Origin of the sequence: Acinetobacter sp. WY4, assembly GCF_018438165.1 — a bacterium.
Taxonomy (GTDB): domain Bacteria; phylum Pseudomonadota; class Gammaproteobacteria; order Pseudomonadales; family Moraxellaceae; genus Acinetobacter.
In genome coordinates this window covers 1,697,482-1,719,477 of sequence record NZ_CP053947.1, presented here as the reverse complement: position 1 = coordinate 1,719,477, position 21,996 = coordinate 1,697,482, and the positions used below count along the sequence as shown (strand labels likewise).

At 46.3% G+C, this 21,996-nt stretch carries 12 protein-coding genes; 6 read left to right on the top strand and 6 right to left on the bottom strand.

Going from position 1 to position 21,996, the window contains the following annotated elements:
• Nucleotides 1-69 precede the first annotated feature (69 nt).
• From G4D73_RS08075 to G4D73_RS08050, 6 genes are all read left to right on the top strand, one after another.
• Nucleotides 70-3,774 (top strand): exodeoxyribonuclease V subunit gamma, encoded by a 3,705-nt coding sequence (locus G4D73_RS08075; RefSeq protein WP_213686493.1) that lies wholly within the window; start codon nt 70-72, stop codon nt 3,772-3,774.
• Between the two features lie 4 nt (nt 3,775-3,778).
• Nucleotides 3,779-7,903: a UvrD-helicase domain-containing protein gene (locus G4D73_RS08070; RefSeq protein ID WP_213686492.1), complete on the top strand. Its 4,125-nt coding sequence runs from the start codon at nt 3,779-3,781 to the stop codon at nt 7,901-7,903.
• Nucleotides 7,904-7,974: 71 nt separating this feature from the next.
• Entirely contained in the window at nt 7,975-9,756 is a 1,782-nt protein-coding gene (gene recD, locus G4D73_RS08065; protein WP_213687734.1) for an exodeoxyribonuclease V subunit alpha, read from the top strand.
• A gap of 894 nt (nt 9,757-10,650) precedes the next feature.
• Nucleotides 10,651-10,920: a 30S ribosomal protein S15 gene (gene rpsO, locus G4D73_RS08060; protein ID WP_004278577.1), complete on the top strand. Its 270-nt coding sequence runs from the start codon at nt 10,651-10,653 to the stop codon at nt 10,918-10,920.
• 260 nt (nt 10,921-11,180) lie between these two features.
• Nucleotides 11,181-13,268 (top strand): polyribonucleotide nucleotidyltransferase, encoded by a 2,088-nt coding sequence (pnp, locus tag G4D73_RS08055; RefSeq protein WP_171054287.1) that lies wholly within the window; start codon nt 11,181-11,183, stop codon nt 13,266-13,268.
• Nucleotides 13,269-13,518: 250 nt separating this feature from the next.
• Nucleotides 13,519-14,754: a magnesium transporter CorA family protein gene (locus G4D73_RS08050; protein ID WP_004647341.1), complete on the top strand. Its 1,236-nt coding sequence runs from the start codon at nt 13,519-13,521 to the stop codon at nt 14,752-14,754.
• A gap of 114 nt (nt 14,755-14,868) precedes the next feature.
• Here G4D73_RS08050 and G4D73_RS08045 read toward each other — a convergent pair whose 3' ends face one another.
• The 6 genes from G4D73_RS08045 to G4D73_RS08020 all read right to left on the bottom strand — a co-directional run bounded on the left by G4D73_RS08045 (nt 14,869) and on the right by G4D73_RS08020 (nt 21,891).
• Complete coding sequence (locus G4D73_RS08045) at nt 14,869-15,126, bottom strand: YdcH family protein (RefSeq protein WP_004278574.1); 258 nt, start codon at nt 15,124-15,126, stop codon at nt 14,869-14,871.
• A gap of 89 nt (nt 15,127-15,215) precedes the next feature.
• Nucleotides 15,216-15,545 (bottom strand): chaperone modulator CbpM, encoded by a 330-nt coding sequence (locus G4D73_RS08040; protein ID WP_004278573.1) that lies wholly within the window; start codon nt 15,543-15,545, stop codon nt 15,216-15,218.
• A 484-nt stretch (nt 15,546-16,029) separates the two neighbouring features.
• A complete protein-coding gene (locus G4D73_RS08035; RefSeq protein WP_148334810.1) occupies nt 16,030-16,491 on the bottom strand; it encodes a DUF2147 domain-containing protein in 462 nt (153 codons plus the stop codon).
• A gap of 322 nt (nt 16,492-16,813) precedes the next feature.
• Entirely contained in the window at nt 16,814-17,689 is an 876-nt protein-coding gene (locus G4D73_RS08030; protein WP_004278571.1) for an Hsp33 family molecular chaperone HslO, read from the bottom strand.
• Between the two features lie 50 nt (nt 17,690-17,739).
• A complete protein-coding gene (locus G4D73_RS08025; protein ID WP_191112674.1) occupies nt 17,740-19,593 on the bottom strand; it encodes a cation:proton antiporter in 1,854 nt (617 codons plus the stop codon).
• A gap of 75 nt (nt 19,594-19,668) precedes the next feature.
• On the bottom strand, nt 19,669-21,891 hold the full coding sequence (locus G4D73_RS08020) for a primosomal protein N' (protein WP_213686491.1): 2,223 nt from the start codon (nt 21,889-21,891) through the stop codon (nt 19,669-19,671).
• Between the last annotated feature and the right edge of the window lie 105 nt (nt 21,892-21,996).

Sequence of the window (21,996 nt, the reverse complement as noted above, 5' to 3'; positions counted from 1 at the left end):
TCGGGATGTATAGTAAATAATCTTTATCGTTTTGTAGTAAGAACCACATTCAGCAGTTCAGGGGAACCAATGGCCATCCATGTTATTCAGAGTCAACGTATTGATGTGCTTTTGGATAGTATGCTGCGTATTGTCAACCAGACTGCCCGGAATCCATTTGAGGTGTTACAAACCCGGCATTTTATTGTGCCATCTCCGGCTGTAGAAACTTGGCTGACCCAGAAAATTGCCGAGAAAAAAGGCATTAGCGCCAATACCCAGTTTCATCACCGGATTCGCGCCTTTCAATGGACCTCTTATCAGTGGGTATTGAATGCTCCCAAAGAAGTAGAGCAGGTCCGTGAAGCCAATATTCCGCGCATTATCATCAAATGGCGCGTGTTTCAGGCGCTGCGAAAATGCATTCTGCCTGAACAGATTCCTTTAGATGTCGATCATCCACTGTATTCCATTGTGAAGCGGATTTATGACAGTGCCGACCGGCTGGAACAGGGCACAGAAAAACAGCTGAAAAAACAGAGCATGCTATACTGGGTGGCGGAGCAGGTGTCACGTTTGTTCAGTCATTATATGGATTATCGCGGTTATTGCGCGCGTAACTGTCCTCCAAACAACTGTGGTTGTCCGAGTAACTGGTTAGAGTCCTGGGGGCAGGATATTGCGCTCGATATCGAGCAAATGATCTATAGCCCCAAAGATGAAAATGGTCATGAGATGCAGGTGGCGGATTTTGTCAAGATTCAGGCGCGTGAACTGGAAGCTTGGCAACGCTGGTTGTGGCAGCATGTATTTCAGGATGATTATGCCAAAATCCTGGAGATTGAACGCCTGTATTGGGAGCGGCTGGAGAATGCAGAAACCCGCGCTCAGGCTCTAAAACGACTGCCGGCCCAGATTGTGGTATTTAGCCTGCTGGAACTGCCACCCAGCCAGCTGGATTTTTTACGCCGTTTGGGGCAATACATTGATATCTATATTTTTCACTTCAACCCTTCGCAGGAATACTGGGCGGACAGTGTCGATCCTGACTGGAAAGCCAGATTTGATTTGCAGCGGGAAGAGCGCTTTATTCAGCGTTTTGAAAAAACCCGTCAACGTAAACCGAATGATGCGGAAATAAAAGACTTCAGGATCAAGCAGCTGAACTTTAATGCCGAAGACCGGGAATCGCGGCATCCGCTTCTGACCCGATTCGGCAAGCAGGCACGGGATCATTTTTCTCTACTCTCTAAACTGTCTTCAGGGGAAGAGGGTCTCTGGGCCGATGTCTTTGTCGATGAATATCAGGACAGGCTGCTGGCCAAAATCCAGTCAGATATCCTGTATTTGCTCGAGCCTGAACAGCATCAATATGCTTTAAGCCCTGACGATGATTCGGTACAGATTCATGTCTGTCATTCTTCATTACGTCAGCTGGAAGTCCTTAAAGAACAGCTGATTCACTGGCTGGCTCAAGATACGAATGACGTGCCGCGTCAGCCTAGTGATATTCTGGTGCTGACGCCAAGTCTGAAAGAACTCGAACCGGCAATTCGCAGTGTCTTTGCCCCGCCACCGCGTGAGCGCGAGACTGGTAGCAAACGCTTGCAGAAAGATAACCTGTATTTACCGATCCAGATTGCCGGGGTATCACGTCTGGATGTCAGCAATGCCTGGCGCGCGGTACTGGGCCGGATTCAGTGGGTACGGCGCCGTTTCAGTATTGAGGACTTTGCCGACTGGCTTAGCCTGAATGCGACCCAGCAACGTTATGGTCTGGACTATAGTCAGGTAGAACGGATGTTGCAGTTGCTGACAGATGCTGGCTTCAAGCGTGGACTGGACCAGCAGCATTTACAGCAAAGCCTCAGTGCAGGCGATGAGGATTACCGGTTTAGCTTTAAATTCGCGCTGGACCGTCTGGCGTTGGGTCTGGCGATTCCTGAACATACCCTGTTTCAGGACACCTTGAGTTATGCTAAGGTTCTGACCAGTGATTTTCCCTTGATATCCACCCTGATCCGAATTTATCAGGATCTGGTAGAGCGCCGTGACTGGCTGACTTTGCATGAAACTGGACAACGCACGCCAGTCAAAACCTGGCTGGAATATCTGCGTGCTGATCTGAATGAATTTCGTGATGCCGGGGTAGAATCACTCAAAACTGTTGCCGAGATTATCGACAAGCAAATGCGGATGCTGACCTTGGCCGATTATCATGATCAGGATGATCCACATGCCAGTCAGGAGCTGGTGGCACTCAGTCTGCCTCTGCCTTATGTGCTGGAAGAAATTCAGAATACCCTGGAGATGCAGCTGGATCAGGCCGAACCGACTGGACAGATTACTTTTAGCCAGATTGGGCAGATCCGGCCATTGCCTTATAAACTGGTGGTGATGCTGAATCTGGATAGCGGTAAATTTCCGAGCCGCAATCAACAGGTTCCGTTTGACCTGATGCGCAGCCTGAAGCCGCAACTTGGTGACCGTTCCCGTCTGGATGACGAGCAGGGCGCTTTTCTGGATGCCTTGCTGCTGGCACAGGAAAATCTATGGCTGTTCTATAATGGCTTTGATCTGGAGGGTGGTGAGGCTCGCGATCCATCCACTGCCTTGCAGGAACTGGTTCAGCATATCGCGCTGATCTGCCAGTCTGAACAGCCGGATGCCGAAGTCGATCCGATGGTGGAGATGCATGGTCTGTCCGTGGCTCAACATATCCAGCAGCTTTATCATGTACATCCCTTGCAGCCTTTTGATCCGGCCGGATTCGCAGATATGCAGACACCACGTTATCAGGATCAGTGGTTTGCGGTAGCAGAATATATCCGCAGCGCCGAAGGCAAGCGCAGCAGCTGGATCAATGCACATTATCCGGCACTAGAACAAAAAGAAATCCGGGTACTCAAAGGTGATGAATGGATCCGCGATATGATTTTCCCGGCACGTCTATTCCTGAAAAGTGTCGGGGTTTCCACGATTCGCTATGCCGATTTGCCGAGTTCCCGGGAACCTTTATTATTGAATAAGCTGGAACAGTATCAGGTACGGGATTTCCTTTTGCAACAAGAGCAGCAGGTTGGGCCGAGCCTGATGCTGGACCGTTTGCCGGTGGGTAAAACCCAGCAAGCCACTTGGCTCGGCAGCCAGCAGGAACAGCAACTTTTACAGGAGCGTTTGCTGCAACTCGGTAAAGAACTCACGGCTGTGACCCAACAGTCGCTACAGTTTGGCTCTGAACTGATCATTCATATTAACGTGCCACAAGTCCCGAACAGTAGCTACTGGTTAAGCATGCAATCCTCTTCGGCCTCGGAAAAACGCCGCGCCCAGATCTGGCTGGAGTATCTGCTGTGGCTGGCTTACTTAAATGACGATGCACGCTCACCAGAACTGGAGCGCATTGTCATTTTTAGTAATAAAACCCTGAAGTTTTCTGGCTTGAGTTCGAGCAAGGCACATGAGTATTTGCAGCTCTGGTTAAAGGCCTGGGAAATTGGTCAACAGCAGCCGCTGGTCTTGCCGGCAGAATTACTGATGAAAAAAGAGTGGCAGTGGACCGAGAATGAACAGGGCAAAATGACGATTGTAGAAATGCCGGAATTGCTGAAAGCCTGGAACAATAGCTATGAGAGTGCCAAGCCTTTGGCTTCGGATGAATCCAGTCTATTGCATCAGGACTGGCAGTTTATTTTACAGGATCAAGACCCGGATCTGGCCTTGCAGCGCTGTTGTCATGACTTTGCTCATGGCCTGTATGCGCCGATTCATCAACATCTGGAATGGGTGAAGTAGCCGCATGACCGTCTTAAAACAGCAGCCGCAAACAGCCATTTCTACCAATCCGATCCAGGACATGACGTTCCGTGGCTTGCACTGGATTGAAGCCTCGGCAGGAACCGGCAAGACCTATACGCTCTCCAGCCTGATGGTACGGATTTTTCTGGACCAGTATTATCCACATCAGGTGATTGCGACCACCTTTACTCGCAAAGCAACCGCTGAACTGAAAAACCGGGTACGGCTACGGGTCGAGGAAACCCTGGCCTATATCCAGCGTCATCAGCAGCTGAATTCAGTTGAGATAGCAGCAAAGATCCAGAACGAAACCGATCCTTTATTTCAGCAGGTGCTGAAAGATTATGGTACACGTCTGGATTATGCCCGTCGTCGTTTACGTCTGGTGCTGAATCAGCTGGATGAACTGTTTGTCGGCACCCTGGACAGCTTTAGCCAGAAACTGTTACGTGAATTTGCCTTTGAAAGTGGCAAGATTGAACGTGCAGAACTGACCGAAGATCAGGATTTGTATATCCAGCAGCTGATTCATGATGTGCTGCGTGACTGGATTCAGCAACAGCCGCAATATATGGTCAATCATCTGTATGTTCAGAATCTGCTGAAACCGGTGGAGCATTATACCGGGCTGGTGCGAGATGCCCTGAATTTCAGTAAGCAGCATTTTCGGAAGATCGAACCGGCTGAATGTGACCTGAACAAATTGGAAGCCTGCATCAGCCAATTATTAAATATTCAGGAGCATGATCTTGCCGTCATGCGGCGTTATTGTCAGGAAAGTCCGAAGTATTTTCACAAGAGTTTTTTGACCAAGTTAACCGAAATTTGTGAAAACTTTATGACCTGGAGCGCAGCCCTGAAAACTCAAGGAACAATGAGTTTCTTTGATGCTGAATTGCAGCCGATTATACTGAATCTGTGCCATTTGCGCCGCAAGAAAACCGATTTCCAGCCGACCACTCAGGTCTTTAACAAAAGCTGTCCGGATGCAGAGCAACAGCTGATTTTGCAACATAGTCTGATCGTGGCAATTGATGCGCTGTGCGAGGTCAAACAGTATCTGGATGAGCAGCTGCAACAGCTTACGACCTATCTGGAATTTCATATTATTCAAAGTGTGCAGACCCGTTTGCCGCAAACCTTACAGCAGCAGGGTGAAACCACTTTTTCCCAGCAAATCCGTACATTGGCGGAAGCATTGCAAGGCCAGCAGGGACAGCGTTTTGCCCAGTTTGTGCAGGCACGTTATCCGCTGATTCTGGTCGATGAATTTCAGGACACCAATCAGGATCAGGATGATCTGCTGGCCAAGATCTGGCGTGATGCCGACCGGGTGCAGTCCGGTTGCATGATTATGGTCGGTGATCCGAAACAGGCAATTTACGGTTTCCGCGGCGGCGACATGCTGACTTATAACAAGGCACACGCTGACGTACGCCACAAGCAGGGTCATGAATATACCCTGATGCAGAACCATCGTTCAGTCAAACCGCTCGTAGAAGTGGTTGATGCACTGTTCCAGCGGCAAATGGATTTTGGCGAACAGGTGCAGTACACCCTGATTCAGGCCGGCAGCCGGCCACATCCGGATTTAATCGACAGTGGTGCCTGCAATCCACAGCCGCTACGCTGGATTCAGCTGGGTGAAGCCGATGTAGAAGCCGATCAGGTGGCCTGGAAAATCCGTGCGTTGCTGAATCAGTCCGCTCAGCAACAATTGTACTTTCAGCAGCAGGAGCATCAGCAAAACCTGAGTGCAGATGATATTGCGGTGTTGGGATTTGGACATTATGCGCTGGAACAGGTGAAGCAACGCCTGCAGCGTATGAGCATTCCCTGCTATAAAGAATCCAAACAGAGCGTGTTCGCCAGTCCAATCGCTCAGGATGTCGCAGCCGTATTGACGGCGATTATGGATCCTTTCAATGAGGCCAAGGTCAAGCGGGCTTTACTAACCCGTCTGCTGGGCTTCAATCTGAAAAAACTGATTGATTTGCAAAGCCAGAGTGAAGGCCTCAGTCGCTATATTGCGGATCTGGATATAATTCGGGAAATGTGGTTTGAGAAAGGCTTTTTGACCGCCTGGAATTATGCACTGAACCTGTTTCAGGTCTGGACCAATCTGGTGGCCAGTCAAAGTCTGGACAATGAGCGGGTGGTGGTCAATCTGCGCCATCTGACCGAGATGCTGAGCCAGCAGAGTGAATATTATCAGGGGGCGCAAAAACTCTATCACTGGTATTTGCGCCAGCTTCAGTCACCTTCAGGCAAGGACAGCGAAAAAGAACGCAAGCTGTCTGGGGATCATGGGGTGCAGCTGATGACCATTCATGCCTCCAAAGGGCTGGAATTTAAAGTGGTGTTTTTATTGGGAGCAGATGCTGCTTTTGATGTGAATAAAGGCAATCTGAATTTTTCCCTGTCTGCGCCTGAACAGGACAACATCCTGGAACAATCCCGGGTGATTGCAGTCAATCACAAGAATTTGCATGAGCAGGCGATTCTGCAAAATGCAGCGCGTAATGCTGCCGAAAACCACCGGCTCTGGTATGTGGCGCTGACCCGTGCCAGTCACCGAGTATATGCCATGCTGCAGGATCAAAACGCACAGTCCGATTCGGGGCTGGCCTTCTGGCGTGGTCAGGGAGATCAACTGTTTCAACATGCTTTAAGTCTGGTCGAGCCGCCTCTGTCTCAGGAGCCACCGCGCCTGGTCGAGCAGTCGAACCATCATCAGGTCGACATGCGGGCGCAACCTTTGCCAGAGCGGCAGTTTTATCCGCGAACCAAAACCAGTTTTACGGCTTTGTCACAGCATCAGCTACATGGACATATCTTGCAGGACGATCTGGTCACGGCTTATGAACAGCCCGACAGTGCTGCCGATGAAATTCATTTTACCGGTCTGGAAGAACAGCCAGCAGCTGTGCCCCTAGACTGGATTAGGCTGAATTTTCCTAAAGGCACCGTAGCCGGAACATTCTTGCACAGCATTTTTGAACATATTGATTTTCAGGACAGCAGTTACTGGAATCTGGAAATCCGGCGCCGTTTTAAAAATACCGCACCGCAAATCTGGCAGGAACTGAAAGAAAAATTTGAACAGGCTTTTCATATACGTAGTGTGCTGGAACAGGCCTTTTCCCTGCCTTATCAGGCTGCTGTGGTGAATCTGCGAACCCTGTTTCAGGCCACAGCTCAGGCAGATTTCAAAGCAGAGGAATTGCGTCATAGTATGCAGCGCGTATTGTCCAGCCTGAACTATAAGTTATTGACCGGAATTCGCCTGCATGATCAAAGTGAAGCTTATCGCCAGCAAGGGCAGCAGCTGTTTCACTCGGAACAGCAGCTCGAGCGTTCAGCTCTGCTAGAATTTTTAGGTCAGTTTCAAGTGTATTTCGATGGGCTGGAGGATGACTCCTTTATCCAGTTTTTTGAACAGGAAATAGCTCAGCTCACACGCTCTGCAAGCACTGAATCGCTGAATGTGGAAAGTATTTTCCAGACTGCTTTTGAGGGATTGCTGGACGAAATTACAGAAGATATTTTGCTGAACCTGATGCATGACTGGGTACATGACATTCTGGCCACTCCGATCCAGGCAGATTTTGCCTTGGCACAGCTGGAGGCTAAACAGTATCTTTCAGAATTCCCTTTTTATCTGTCCTTGACCGATGCCCCTTTGCAGATTCGGCAAATCCATCAGCTTTTTCTCGAACATGACATGATCATGAGCGATTTTAATGAGGCCAAATCGGCGCGGTATTTGACCGGTTCCATCGATCTGGTGTATTTCGATGGCCAGCGCTACCAGATTGCCGATTATAAAAGTAACTTCCTCGGACCTGATCAGCAGCACTATAGTGCTGAGGCGATTCAGCAGAATATGAGCCAGTCCAGTTACTGGTTGCAGGCCGCTCTGTATCTGGTGGCACTGCATCGGTACCTGAGTGCGAATATGCAGGGTTATTCGATTCAGCAGCACTTGGGCGGCGCAACCTATCTGTATTTGCGCGGGATGAATGGACAGGTTCAGCAAGGAGTCTATCATTGGCAACCGGACTCTGAATTCATAGAAAAACTGGATCAAATATTGGGCTATTTTGAGCAGAAAAAATCAGCTTGACTTTGCAGTTTTATAAAATATATAGAGATTAAACAGAAAATTATCCTGTGGATAACTTTGAGGATAACTGTGTGGAAAATGAGCAGAATCACGTGTCACAGCAAGACTCCAATTTAATGGCTTGGATTGACTATCTGTGTCAGCCGCCGTTTAGTACGGCTACATTTGATCCGGCAGCAAAAATCTTGATCGAGCAATTGCTTGAAGCGATGCAGGCGGGGGATAGCTGTATCGAAGTTGATCCTCGGCAGGTTGTCTTATTACACAATCTGGTTCTAGACCGCCGTCAGCAAAGTACAGGAATTGCGCCGTTTATTTTTGCAGATCAGCATTTATATTTGTACCGCTACTGGCAGCTAGAGCAGGAGGTAGCCGCACATATTGCACGAATTAAAACCCAGCCGGTTGCCGCCATTCATTTATCTGAACGTGATCGCAGCCTATTGTCAGATCCACAGCAGCAAAAAGCCCTGCATATGGTGGCGCAGCAAGCCTTAAGCATTATTACCGGCGGTCCGGGGACTGGTAAAACCTATACGCTGGCACATATGATTGCGGTGCTATATGAAGCCTTGCCGCATATACGGATCGCTATGGCAGCGCCTACGGGAAAGGCTGCACAGCGAATGAAAGAAGCACTGCAAAAAGCCTTGCACAGTGAAGCGTTACAACAGTTTGAGCTAGAAGCATTAAAACAGTTGCAACCGGTGACCCTGCATCGCTTACTAGGTTTGGGTACTCGCGGACAGCCACGCTTTCATGCCAAACAGCCTTTGCCCTATGATGTGATCGTGGTGGATGAAGCCTCGATGCTGGATTTGAATCTGTCCCAGATGTTGCTGGCCGCCATACCGCCTCATGCACGGCTGATTTTACTCGGTGATGCAGACCAGCTGGCCTCTGTGGATGTCGGAACGGTACTGGCAGATTTAGAGCAAGTGGCGACTCTGGAGGAAAACCGGGTCAATTTAATCACCACGCGGCGTTTTGCGCCTGGAGCCAGGATTGGCGCAATGGCGGAGTTTATCCAGCAGAATCATCAGCCTTCTCACGTCTTGCAGAAATTTGAGCAGCAGATTGTGGCAGCCAGTGAGTTACAGGCGATCGATTTGGATCAGGTGAAGATCGACCAGTTGCAGTTACAATACCTGCTCGCTGGTGCCGAACAGACCGCGCATAATTTGAATCAGTATTATGACCAGCTGATGTATGGTTATCAGGCTTATGTACAGGCCATAAAAACAGAACGAAACTCAGCTGATTTTGAACACTATGTGCAACAGGTGGTCAAAACTTTTGATGATTACCGTATTTTAACGGCAATCCGTTCTGGTGATCTGGGGCTGCTCAAGATCAATCTACAGATTGAACAACGTTTTTTAGCAGCCCAAGGTCAGTTGAAACAGGGCGACTGGTATGTCGGACGACCCGTCATGATGAGCTATAACGACTATCAGTTGGGCCTGTCCAATGGTGATATTGGTATCTGTTTTTTACGTGAGCAATCTGGTCAACGTCAGTTTGAAGTGTATTTCCCGAGTCTTGAAAAATGGGTATTAGCCACCCGTTTACCTAAAAGTATTGAAACCGCTTTTGCGCTGACCATTCATAAATCTCAAGGTTCTGAATTTTCCCATACGGCAGTGGTGCTGGATCAATATGCAAAAAATTTATTGAGCAAAGAGTTGATTTATACTGCAATTACTCGAGCCAAAAAAGTGGTCAGTTTATTGGTAGATTATGATGCTTTTACACAAGCACTTTGTGTTAGAACTACCCGGAAAAGTGGTTTGAGCCAAAAAATCATTGAACAATCTAGTAATTTAATTGGCAAAAATAATCAAATCTTGTAGGTAAAAGCTTACAAGGATTCAGGAAATTGACGCATAGAGCTTTTGCTCGGTTTTTGAGAAGATTGGTTCTACAAAATAACTCAACACGGAAAGTTGAGCATAATCGCATAATGATAATAATAATGTCGGTAGACAGCGAACTTACAGTGAAGTAAGTGAAAGAGGAAACTTACAGCCGCTAAGCCTTGTAGTTTTGGGAGAGACTACAAGGCTTTTTTATATCCTGATTTTTTTATAGGAAGCTTGCTGGATTTTTATCCTAATTTCTTAGCAATAATTTTCAACTCTAGCCAGTAAACTTAAGTAAATAGCGTTAAATAAAACGAGAGCTGTGTAACATTATGCAAATTTTTACCCTGTGATGTACGAAATAGCTTACAGCAAAATGAGGCAAATACCTCTAGTTGTCTGGTGGGAATATGGCAAAATCTACCACACAAGGAAGATGATTTTTCAACAGGATGTTTGAAAATAATAATAAGCGTAAAACGCCATAATAATACAATAAATAATAATGATAAGAGAAAGAACTACAGCGCCAAAAAGCCCGAGTTTACTCGGGCTTTTTTTTATCCTTTTTTTATGGAGAGCAGCGGAAGATTCACGCGAGCTAAAGGGTTTGTTGGCTTTTTAAAGGAATTTCGATATTTAATTCATCCTAGATTTATTTCACTAAAATAATGCAAAACCTGAATCTTTGAGGGACAAGAGTCATCAGATCTGAATTGCATCAATGAGCAGCCAAAACCATGCAAAAATATGGATCTATTTTTGCAATTTGATGTGTTTTCCCTTAAAATATGCAACTTGCTGTAGTGATGCACGGCAGTCAAGGTTTTGAATTCTCATCACTTTGATTTTTATCAAAATATATAAGCATCTCGGAGAAATCGAATGGCTTTAACTAACGCAGATCGCGCAGAGATCATGGCTAAATTCGCTCGCGCTGAAAACGACACTGGTTCACCAGAAGTTCAAGTAGCTCTTTTAACTGCTCAAATCAATGATTTACAAGGTCACTTCAAAGAGCACAAACACGACCATCATAGCCGTCGCGGTCTTATCCGTATGGTTAACCAACGTCGTAAACTACTTGACTACCTTAACGGTAAAGACCACGGTCGTTATGTAGCATTGATCGGTGCTTTAGGTTTACGTCGTTAATTCGATTTAAACTTTATTTTCGGGTGTATTGCATGCTTTGTGCTGTATTGCTGAAAACTAAAGTCGGCTTAGCTTTGCGCTAAGCCAGTGGAAGGGGCGAATGTTTCGCTCCTTCTTTGTGTTTAAAAATAGTATTTAATCTGGTGAGGTCGGCTTCTAAGCTTTGTCATTTACTCGTCCATATGGTCATGAATGCCAAACCTTAGGGGTCTCCACTAGAATAATTGTTCACAAGAACTAGGAAAAAATAAAACATGTCAATGTTTAATATTATTCGTAAAGAATTCCAATTCGGTCAACACAACGTTATCCTGGAAACAGGCCGTGTTGCCCGTCAGGCAAACACTGTTGTGATCACCATGGGCGGCGTACAAGTACTTGTTGCTGTTGTGGCACAGCCTAAAGCAAAAGCAGGTCAAGATTTCTTCCCATTGACTGTTAACTACCAAGAAAAGCAATATGCTGCTGGTCGTATCCCGGGTGGTTATGGCAAGCGTGAAGGCCGTCAGTCTGAAGCTGAAACTTTAATCTCTCGTTTAATCGATCGTCCAATTCGTCCGTTGTTCCCAGAAGGTTACTTCAACGAAATTCAAGTAACAGCCACTGTGATTTCTTCTGATAAAACCATGGATGCTGACATTGCTGCAATGTTAGGTACTTCAGCTGCATTGTCTATCGCTGGTACACCTTTCCGTGGTCCTATTGGTGGCGCGCGCGTTGGTTTAATTAACGGTGAATACATCCTGAACCCGAACCTTGAACAACTTAAAGAGTCTGATCTTGATCTTGTTGTTGCGGGTACGGAAACTGCAGTATTGATGGTTGAATCTGAAGCGAAAGAACTTTCAGAAGACCAAATGCTGGGCGCTGTATTGTTCGGTCATGACGAAATGCAAATTGCGATCCAGGCGATCAAAGAATTTGCTGCAGCTGCAGGCGCGGTTGAGTCAACTTGGGTTGCTCCAGTTAAAAATGAAGAACTTCTTGGTAAATTGAAAGAAGCATTCGAAGCGAAAATCTCTGAAGCTTACACGATTGCAGTGAAACAAGACCGTTATGCGGCACTTGACGCGCTTTATGCAGAAGCAGTTGCACAGTTCGTTCCTGAAAATGACGAAACTGGCATTGCAGAAGAAGTAAACGAACTGTTCGAAGACCTTAAATACCGTACCGTTCGTGACAACATCCTGTCTGGTAAGCCACGTATCGATGGTCGTGATACCAAAACTGTTCGTGCAATCGACGTACAAGTAGGTGTATTGGATCGTGCTCACGGTTCTGCATTGTTCACACGTGGTGAAACTCAGGCCTTGGTTACAACGACTTTGGGTAATACACGTGATGCGTTGATGGTTGATACCCTTGCAGGTACAAAAACTGACAACTTCATGTTGCACTACAACTTCCCAGCATACTCTGTAGGTGAAACAGGTCGTGAATCTGGTCCTAAGCGTCGTGAGATTGGTCACGGTCGTTTGGCACGTCGTGGTGTTCAAGCAGTTCTTCCTGCGGCTGATCGCTTCCCGTACGTGATCCGTATCGTTTCTGACATCACTGAATCAAACGGTTCGTCTTCAATGGCGTCTGTATGTGGTGCTTCATTATCATTGATGGATGCTGGCGTTCCACTTAAAGCGCCAGTTGCAGGTATTGCGATGGGTCTTGTGAAAGAAGGCGAGCGTTTCGCAGTTCTTTCTGACATCTTGGGTGATGAAGATCACTTGGGCGACATGGACTTTAAAGTAGCGGGTTCTGCAAACGGTATTACTGCGCTACAAATGGACATCAAGATCGAAGGCATCACTGAAGAGATTATGGAATCTGCATTGAACCAGGCTTATGCGGGTCGTATGCACATCTTGAATGAGATGAACCAGGTGATTTCACGTGCGCGTCCTGAAATTTCGATGCACGCACCGACATTCCAAGTGATCAACATTAACCCGGATAAAATCCGTGATGTGATCGGTAAAGGCGGCGCGACCATTCGTGCAATTACTGAAGAAACTAAAGCAGCGATCGATATCGAAGATAACGGTACAGTTCGCGTATTTGGTGAAACTAAAGCGGCTGCGCAAGCTGCAGTTGCCAAGATCCAGGCACTTACTGCTGAAATCGAGCCAGGTACAATTTATACAGGTAAAGTGATTCGTATCGTTGAATTCGGTGCGTTCGTAAATATCCTGCCAGGTACTGATGGCTTGCTTCACATCTCTCAAATCTCAAACGAACGTATTGCGAACGTGGCAGATGTATTGAAAGAAGGTCAAGAAGTGAAAGTACAGGTTGCGGATGTTGATAACCGTGGCCGTATCAAATTGACGATGAAAGACATCGAACAAGTTTAATTCTTAAAATATTCACATGGGAAAACTCATGTGAATAACAACAAAAAAGCCCTGAGATTGGTCAAAGTGTTTACTTTGGCTGGCTCAGGGCTTTTTTTATGCCTTCAATAAGATTCTGCTACGCAAATAAAGACTGATTGGATTGCTTAAGTCTTCGGCTCGGCTCATAATTTTAAGACGGATAGATGGGGAAGGCCTAGCTCTATCCTGCAACAACAAAAAGCAGAATTGTGAATAGAGAATTGTCTTAATGCAGGTTTATTATTTTTACCAACATCCGACCGAACATCATATTTTTGTACAAAAAGAGCCTATTGCTCAAGCCGAACCTGAATTTATCTGGATCGACTATACCCGGGCAGATGTGGTTAATCGGGCTGAGACTTGGCAAAAAGAAATAGAACAGCAGACCCATTTATACCTAAACGAATTGCATGTAAACGATATTCTTAATTTAGAACATCCTTGTGTATTTGATAGCATGGATGACTATGAGTTGCTTATTTTTCGCAAGCTGATTACCCCGGATGATGACATCGAGAGCGGTGAGCAGGCGCTGGAACAGCATGAAAAAGTATTTGGTCTGGCGACTACTCCGATTAGTTTTATCATGACTCCTCAAGTGCTGATTACAGTACGTGAGCAAGGCAATAAAGCAATAAAAAATTATATTTCCCGTATTGAAACCCATGTGATCCGTTCCACTCAGGAACAAAATAAGTCACGAAAACTCCCGATGACCCCGCTGGATTTATCGTTACGTTTGCTGAATAGCATGGTGGATGGTTATTTGGATTTACGTGTGCCTTTAACCCGACGGGTTGAATTCTGGCAACAGGAGTTATTACAGGGGCATCGCCGCTTTACTAAATGGAACCAGTTATTGCAAGAAAGCATATCTTTTCAACAAGTGGAAAATCTCTGTGAAGAGCAAATTGATACCTTGCAAGAACTGCGAGATGAAATTATCGATAATTATCCACACTTGAAAGGCAAGAAGAAGTCGGAACGGCAGGATATTATGCTGGTCCGAATGAATGACCTGGTCAGCCATGTAGAGCGCATCCAAAAACACACTGTTCGTTTGCGTGCCTCGATTCAGGCGGCTATCGACCTGCATTTTTCAGCCATTGCCAATCAGACCAATGAAAATATGCGCATCTTGGCGATAATTACCGCTATTTTTGCACCGCTGACCTTATTGACCGGGATTTACGGGATGAACTTTGAATTTATTCCGGGGGCGAAATCTCCTGTCGGGTTCTGGAGTATGTTAATGATCATGTTCATTAGCACGGTATTGCTGGTGTATTATTTCTATCGCAGACATCTGGTCGGCCGAGGGGAGCGCAGTGTGATTGATCTACTGGCACAACAGCATAAGAATCAACACGTGAATCTGTTCTGGTTCCTGGACTATGAGCCGATTAAGCAATCAGTGAAAGAGACCATGAAAGAAGTTGAGAAGCTGACCAAATTAAAATAGAGCTACCTTTATCAATCGATATTTATAAAAGTTGTCCTATTTTTCAAGCACACGTAGATCAGTGGACTTCAATTTTAGATTAGCTCTGTAGAAATCAACACTCTGTTCTGCTGATCACTCAACTTGAGCTGTTCGAGTCAGTATTTTATAGATTTCATCTTTTAATTTCAGTTTTTTACGCTTGATCGCCTCAATATCATTGTTGATATGATTGACTGGATCAAGTTCAAGCTGGCTGATTTCTTTGTCCAACTCGTTATGTTCCTCGAATAACTTGGCAAAATAGGGATTTTCCTCGCGAAGTTGCACAATCAAGTCGCGGTATTCGGGAAACATGTATTTGATTTTCTTATTGCAATCTTTGGTTTTCATAGGGATTCTTATACTCTAATCATAAAATTAAATATAAATATGTTCTGATCTGCACTGAAAAATGCAGATCGACAGAACATGAAAAGGATTTACTTGAAGTGCAAATGTTTGACCTCGCGGCGTAACTCCTGCACTTCATCAATGAGGTCCAGCATCATGGCAACGGCGCTAAATGAGGCATCAAAATCGCGTTGCAGGCGATAGGCGCGTTGTGCACGCGAGATATCTTCACCGAGGAAAGTGCTGGTCGGGGTTGTAGAGCGATTTGGTAAAATTCCATGTTCAATTAACTGCATGACCCATTCCGGGCTTTGTCCACAGGCTTCTGCAAAGTGGATCAAGTCAAATGAACGATCGTCCATAATTTCTGAGGGGGTATAACCGTGGGAAAAACTTTCTTGGTACTGAATCGTAGTCATGGGTCTACTCCTTAAACAGCCAAGTGTGCAAAATCCGGAGAAAGGGAAGGTGCTAAAATAGAACGCTTTCCAATCCTTGGACATGCAGACTCAGAGTGATGACTCAAATGATCATGAGTGAAGAGTCGGGATGTGCCAGTAGTTGATGGATCAGTCGGTCTGACCGGATATCTATCAGCAGCATGCGAGGCAAAGAAGGTTAAAGCTGAAGTTGTTTTTATAATTTTATGTGTTATCGACAAAGCGTATTCAATCACTTTCCTGTGTTGAATAGAGGGCGCCATATCAGGGCTGCAAAGCAGACCAGAGGGCAAAATTGAACGAGGCTGAAGATTGATCATCATAAATGGATAAAAAATAACCGTCTTCGATCCATTATTATGACTTTACTTGCCCCAAAACAGTTTTTATTTGTACCTTATTGTTTCAAATCATGACAAAGAAAAAAGCCCCTGATATAGGGGCTTTGAAAATCTTTCTGAAATTAATATTTTACCCAGGTTACACTGCGGCCAATTACCGATACCCCCACATAACCACGCAAGGTCAGACGTTTACCATTAGCACTTAAGCGTGCTTTACCTTTGTAAACTTTGCCACTGATCGGATCAAGCACTTTGCCATCATGGTATTCACGTGGCTTTTTCGGATCTGCCTTAAAATCCCAGATAAACGGCAGGCCTAGAAAAGGCTTGTTCTTGAGCTGACCTGGACATTTATGACAAATTCCCATTTTTTCTGCGCCAGGCAAGCTGCGTGTTTCGACAATCACTCCTTCATAACTGCCATCTGCTTTCTTGCGAATTTCCACATCCGCACGAGAATAGCCCGATTGATCATCGATGGTTTTCCATTTACCCAATAATGGATCTTCATAGGCAAAGGCCAAGCTAGAAACTGCGATTAAACTCATCCCCATTACTAGAGTATTCAATAATTTTCTCATAACATACCTGTTAAATTGATGATGTATTCATTTTAGAATTATTACTCTAATCTATTTTAAAAGCATAATTAAATCAAGAGTATAAACTGTGCAGTTTTTCTCATAATTTTTTGAAAATGATGAATATTTAGGTTTTGTTAATGTGAATAATCTTATAATTTAACTGGAATTTTTGGATTGGATTTACAGGAGAGTTTAATTCAGGGGGTAAACAGGTTTTCTACTGTAGGAGAATACGCTCTGTTGAACTCAGTCCCATAGGTTTTAAAATATAAAAAAAAGCATTCCTAGGAATGCTTTTAAACTTAAGGATTAGAACTGCTTAGCTCAGGTGTTTACCAAATAGACCCAAGGCTTCTTCAGCGGTAAAAGTATATTGGCTATTACAGAACTGACAGTCCATTTCGATCGGATTCTGGAATTCCAGCGTTTCACGGATCGACTCTATGCCGATTTGCTGTAAAGCGACTGCACAACGCTCTTTAGAGCAGGTACAACCGAACTTCAACACTTCCGTATCTGGCAGACGCACTTCTTCTTCGTTATATAAACGGTACAGAATATCAGTGGCTTGCAAACCGACTAACTCTTCAGTTTTCAGGGTCTCTGTGAGCATGGTCAGACGTGGCCATAGGTCTTCATCTACCCGGCGTTGTTCTTCTTCACTATTACGTGGTAACAGCTGAATCAGTAAACCACCTGCACGCTGATGGTCGCTCGCCAGCACAATGCGCGTTGGAATCTGTGCAGACAGGTCATAATACTGCATCAGACAGCCCGCTAAATTTTCTTTATCAAGGGGTACGATCCCTTGATAACGCTCACCAAACTCTGGTTCGATATTGATGAACAGCACCGGAGAGGTGAGTGACTTCAACACGGTACTGCTGTCTTCACCAACCAGAAAGTGCGGATCTTCTTCATAGTCAGCCAAAGCGCGAACTTCACCCAAATGGTTACATTCAGCCATGGCCCATTTAAATGTGCCTGATGCCTGAATTTGCAGGCTGATACGCCCTTTAATCTTCAATGTGCTGGCTAGCAATGCAGTAGCACTGAGCATTTCACCTAGCAGGATTTTAACTGCAGGTGCATAGTCACGTTGCGCTAAAATGGTTTGTAAAGCTTCTTCAAGATGCACCACTTCACCACGAACAGGGCTATCTTCAATAAAAAAGCGTTGGCGTAAATCAGACATAAAATTCTCCATAACCCTGCTTTAATGGTGTCATTATTGTAAAACACAAGTTATGACAGTTCATCTCTTAACGTATCAATTCCTGCGCCGTTTGTATCCTGTTGCTGCGGTGTATCCTGTTTTTGCGCTTTATGGCGTTGATCCTGGGTAAACAGATGCTCCAGTTCAGCCAAACTGCTACGCTGATTTTCATAATTTGGATGTTCATCCGGATCCAGATGATATTGGCTGTTGAGCAGCTTTTCATCCTGTTCACGGAAGTTTTGAATCTGTTGCTGGCTATTTTCGAGGTCAGGATTGAGCTGGTTTAGTAAGGCCTGACTGAGTTCTAAAGCTGAAAGATAAGTTTCACGCCAGATGTGTTTCACGCCCAAATCCTGCAATAAATGCACATGATGCCGGTCACGGGCGCGGACCCATAAACAGGTTTCAGGATAATTCAGCCGCAGATGCCGCACGATTAGCATCGAGTCTTCAATATCGTCAATCGCTACAATCACCTGTTGCGCTGTGGCAATGCCGGTCTGTATCAAGGCTGCAGGCTCTGTCGCATCTGCCTGATAGAAAGGGATGTCGTACTGTGCCAGAAGTTCAGTGGCTGGCACAGTGCTATCCATGACACTAAATGCATGCTGCTGTTGCAGTAAAATCCGGGCAATAATCTGTCCGAAGCGGCCAAAGCCAATCAGCAGGATTGGTGTATGGGCTTGAGGATTAATATCAGTTTCAAAAGTCGCTGCCAGATGATTGTGGCGATCCAGACGCGGTAAGATCTGACTGTGCAATAACCAATAAAATGCGGGGGTCAGCAGCAAGGACAAACTCACCATCCACAGCAAGGGAGAGAGCAGATCAGCCGCAATAATCTGGTCGGAAACGGCAATTACCAGTGCCAGTAAGGCAAATTCGCTGCCTTGCGCCAGACTGGTTGCTAACAAGGTGCTATTGCGCCAGCTATTTTGATGATAACGCGCCAATGCCAGGTTGATTGCAAACTTGCCCAAGATTAAAGTGAGGGTGCCGCCCAGAATCATCCAGGGAAAATTTAGCAGATCAGCTAAGTGCAGTGACATGCCTAGACTGATAAATGCCAAGCCCATCAACAGGCCCTGAAAAGGCCGAATCGTGCTTTCTACTGCTGGCCGGAAATCTGAATCTGCCAGTAAAATTCCGGCAAACAAGGCACCGAGAAATAGATTCAGTCCGAGGGTATTCATCAGTACCAACAGTGCCAAGGTCACCGCAATCGCCACAATCGCATGTAATTCGTGACTGCCACTTTTGGCAATCCAGCGATACAACGGTTGCATCAGGTAACGATTACACAGGAACAGACCGCTCAACGTCGCGATGAGGGCAGCAAAGTAGGCCACGCCGTGTTCGGTCGAGCGAATCCCGGCAAATAAGGGAATGGCTGCAATCACCAGAATGGCCAACAGGGCATGAACCAGCAGAATGGAATAGGCTTGCTGACCATAGCTGGTGGCGAACTGTTCCTGATGATTGAGATGTTGAATCACCAGAGTCATGGCAGACAAACTGCCGGCGAGTCCAATTACAATGCTTGCGAGTAGGTTTTGCTGAAGGAAAACCCAAGCCATGAGCGTGAAAATCAGGGTGCTGATTAGTACCTGTAAAGCAGCCATCATCCACAGGGATGGATTGATCTGGACAATGCGTTGCGGTCTGAGTTGCAGGCCGATCCAGAACAACAATGCCATCAGGCTGACTTGCATGAAGCTGTTTAAAACTTCGGGTGTCTGAATCAGATGCAAAAGGCTTGGACTTAAGATGATCCCTGTTAACAGATAGCCCAACACACTTGGCACTCTGAGCCTTTTACTCAGTGGCACCATCAACAGTGCAATGACCAGAACCAGTGTTATTTGTAACAGTATCGACATTTTCCTGCCCTAAATTTATTCTTGATCCAGACTGGGAGTCTTGTATTCCAGACCGATCCTCAGGCGCAATATCTTTTAGCTCAGTTCCTGAGGGTCGATGTCTAGCGTGAGCTTCATGCTAGAAGGTTTGTCCTGCAGCATGTTTTGCCACCAGCTGCGCACATAGTAATGCAAACGTGGACGATCCGCTGACAATAGCACCATATGCGACTGATAGCGTCCGGCCTTACGTTCCATTGGCGCAGGAATTGGTCCCCAGATGTCCAGCGCCAGATCAGGATATTGCCTGAGGAGTGCTGCATGTTTCTGTAAGAATTCGGTATTTTGTGCCTGATCCTTGGATTCACAGCGAATCAGGATGGCATAACGGTAGGGCGGCATTCTGGCTATCTGCCGTTCTTTTAAGGTTTGCTGGGCAAATACGCGATAATTTTCATTGACCAAGGTGTTCAGCAAGGCATGATCAGGCCTGAGCGTTTGCAGATAGACATCGCCCTTATGTTCGCCGCGTCCGGCCCGACCTGCGACTTGTACGATCAGCTGTGCAGTCCGTTCAGTAGCACGGAAATCCACACTCAGCAGACCGGAATCGATATCCAGAATCGCCACCAGCGTGACATAAGGAAAATGATGGCCTTTGGCCAGCATCTGGGTGCCGAGCAAAATGGCAGGTTCGCTTTTCTGAATCTTGTCATAGATTTTCTGCCAGCTGCCGACCCGACTGGTGGAATCGCGATCGACCCGAATCACCTCGAAATCCGGAAAGAGTTCATTCAGATGTTCTTCGACTTTGCTGGTACCCATACCTAGCGTGACCAGTTCCTGATGCTGACATTGCGGGCAGTGTTCCGGCATGCGGTGAATAGTGCCGCAGTGATGGCAATGCAGATGCTGATAAGGCTGACGGTGTACAGTGAAGTTAGCATCACAGTGCGGACATTGCGCCTGCCAGCCACAGCTGCCACAAAGCAGGACGGGAGCATAGCCACGGCGGTTTAAAAAAATCAGCACCTGTTCTTTTTTCTCCAGGCGCTTTTTGATGTCCTGAATCAATTGCAGGCTAATCCCATGCTTTTTTTGCGCAACTTTTAAATCCAGAATATGGATTTTGGGCATCAAGGCCGTGCCGGCACGCTGGTTCAGCTCCAGTGCCTGCATCTTGCCATGTTGCACCAGCGCATAACTGTCAATGCTTGGTGTGGCTGACCCTAAGATTACCGGACATTGCTGTAAATGGCCGCGGTACAGGGCGACATCGCGGGCATGATAGCGGAAGCCTTCCTGCTGTTTAAAGGACAGGTCATGTTCTTCATCCAGAATGATCAGGCTCAGATTCGGCATCGGGGTATAAATGGCAGAACGTGTACCGAGTACGATTGAGGCTTTGCCGGTTTCCGCCGACTGCCAGGCTTGTAGCCGTTTGGAATCATTCAGCCCGGAATGCAGCAACGCAATATGGCAATGAAAACGGGACTGAAAACGGCTGATGGTTTGCGGCGTCAGGCCGATTTCCGGCACCAGCACCAGCACCTGTTTGCCCTGTTTCAGTACCTGTTCCATGATCTGCAAATACACTTCAGTTTTACCGCTGCCGGTCAGACCATCCAGTAAAAAAGCTTGATATTGATTGCGATATTTTAATACCTGTTCGACTGCATGTTTTTGTTCAGGATTGGCGGTCAGCGGCATTTGTGCCAGCTGCATCGGCTGCGGATTGAAATCTTGTGGCTCCAGCACACAGGCGCAAATCTCTTTTTTCTCCAGCGCTTTTAAGGTCGCGGTTTCAATCCCGGCCATGTTCAGCACATTTTCAGTGGTCCCGACCGGATGCAGTTTTAAAATCCGGTAAGCTTCCTGCTGCTTGTCCGAACGGCGTACTTTGGCCTCGGCATCAGGGTCCAGTAATTTCCAGGTACGGGCCAGCAGGTTATAAGGCTTACCCTGACGCAACAGAGTCGGCAGGGCACTGTGGACGACTTCACCGATCGGAAACTGGTAATACTGCGCTGACCATGTCAACAAACTTAAAACTTTGGCATCTATAATGGCGCGTTCATCAAGTAGTTCGGTCACTGCCTTAAGTTTAAAGCGCGGATCGAGAGGAGTGTCTGCGGATAGTTTTTCGATAATCACCCCGACCAGATTCTGCCGACCAAACGACACCAGTACACGTGCGCCAATCTGTGCCTGTTCAAATTGTGCTGTACTCATCGTGTAATCAAAACAATCAAATACATGCACAGGTACAGCAACGCGTACGCGATAAAGTGGACTTGAATCTGGGTGAGAATTTTGCATATCTTGGGGTGGAGATCCTGAAGAAATTTCGTCGTGCTTAAAGTTCGATTATGTTAGAGTGAGCAGATAATTTATATCAAAGAATATGAATGATTTCGGTGGTCT

Coding starts and splice junctions, on each gene's coding strand:
- G4D73_RS08075 (WP_213686493.1), top strand. CDS start 70: ATGGCCATCCATGTTATTCAGAGTCAACGTATTGATGTGCTTTTGGAT.
- G4D73_RS08070 (WP_213686492.1), top strand. CDS start 3,779: ATGACCGTCTTAAAACAGCAGCCGCAAACAGCCATTTCTACCAATCCG.
- rpsO (WP_004278577.1), top strand. CDS start 10,651: ATGGCTTTAACTAACGCAGATCGCGCAGAGATCATGGCTAAATTCGCT.
- pnp (WP_171054287.1), top strand. CDS start 11,181: ATGTTTAATATTATTCGTAAAGAATTCCAATTCGGTCAACACAACGTT.
- G4D73_RS08050 (WP_004647341.1), top strand. CDS start 13,519: ATGCAGGTTTATTATTTTTACCAACATCCGACCGAACATCATATTTTT.
- G4D73_RS08045 (WP_004278574.1), bottom strand. CDS start 15,126: ATGAAAACCAAAGATTGCAATAAGAAAATCAAATACATGTTTCCCGAA.
- G4D73_RS08040 (WP_004278573.1), bottom strand. CDS start 15,545: ATGACTACGATTCAGTACCAAGAAAGTTTTTCCCACGGTTATACCCCC.
- G4D73_RS08035 (WP_148334810.1), bottom strand. CDS start 16,491: ATGAGAAAATTATTGAATACTCTAGTAATGGGGATGAGTTTAATCGCA.
- G4D73_RS08030 (WP_004278571.1), bottom strand. CDS start 17,689: ATGTCTGATTTACGCCAACGCTTTTTTATTGAAGATAGCCCTGTTCGT.
- G4D73_RS08025 (WP_191112674.1), bottom strand. CDS start 19,593: ATGTCGATACTGTTACAAATAACACTGGTTCTGGTCATTGCACTGTTG.
- G4D73_RS08020 (WP_213686491.1), bottom strand. CDS start 21,891: ATGCAAAATTCTCACCCAGATTCAAGTCCACTTTATCGCGTACGCGTT.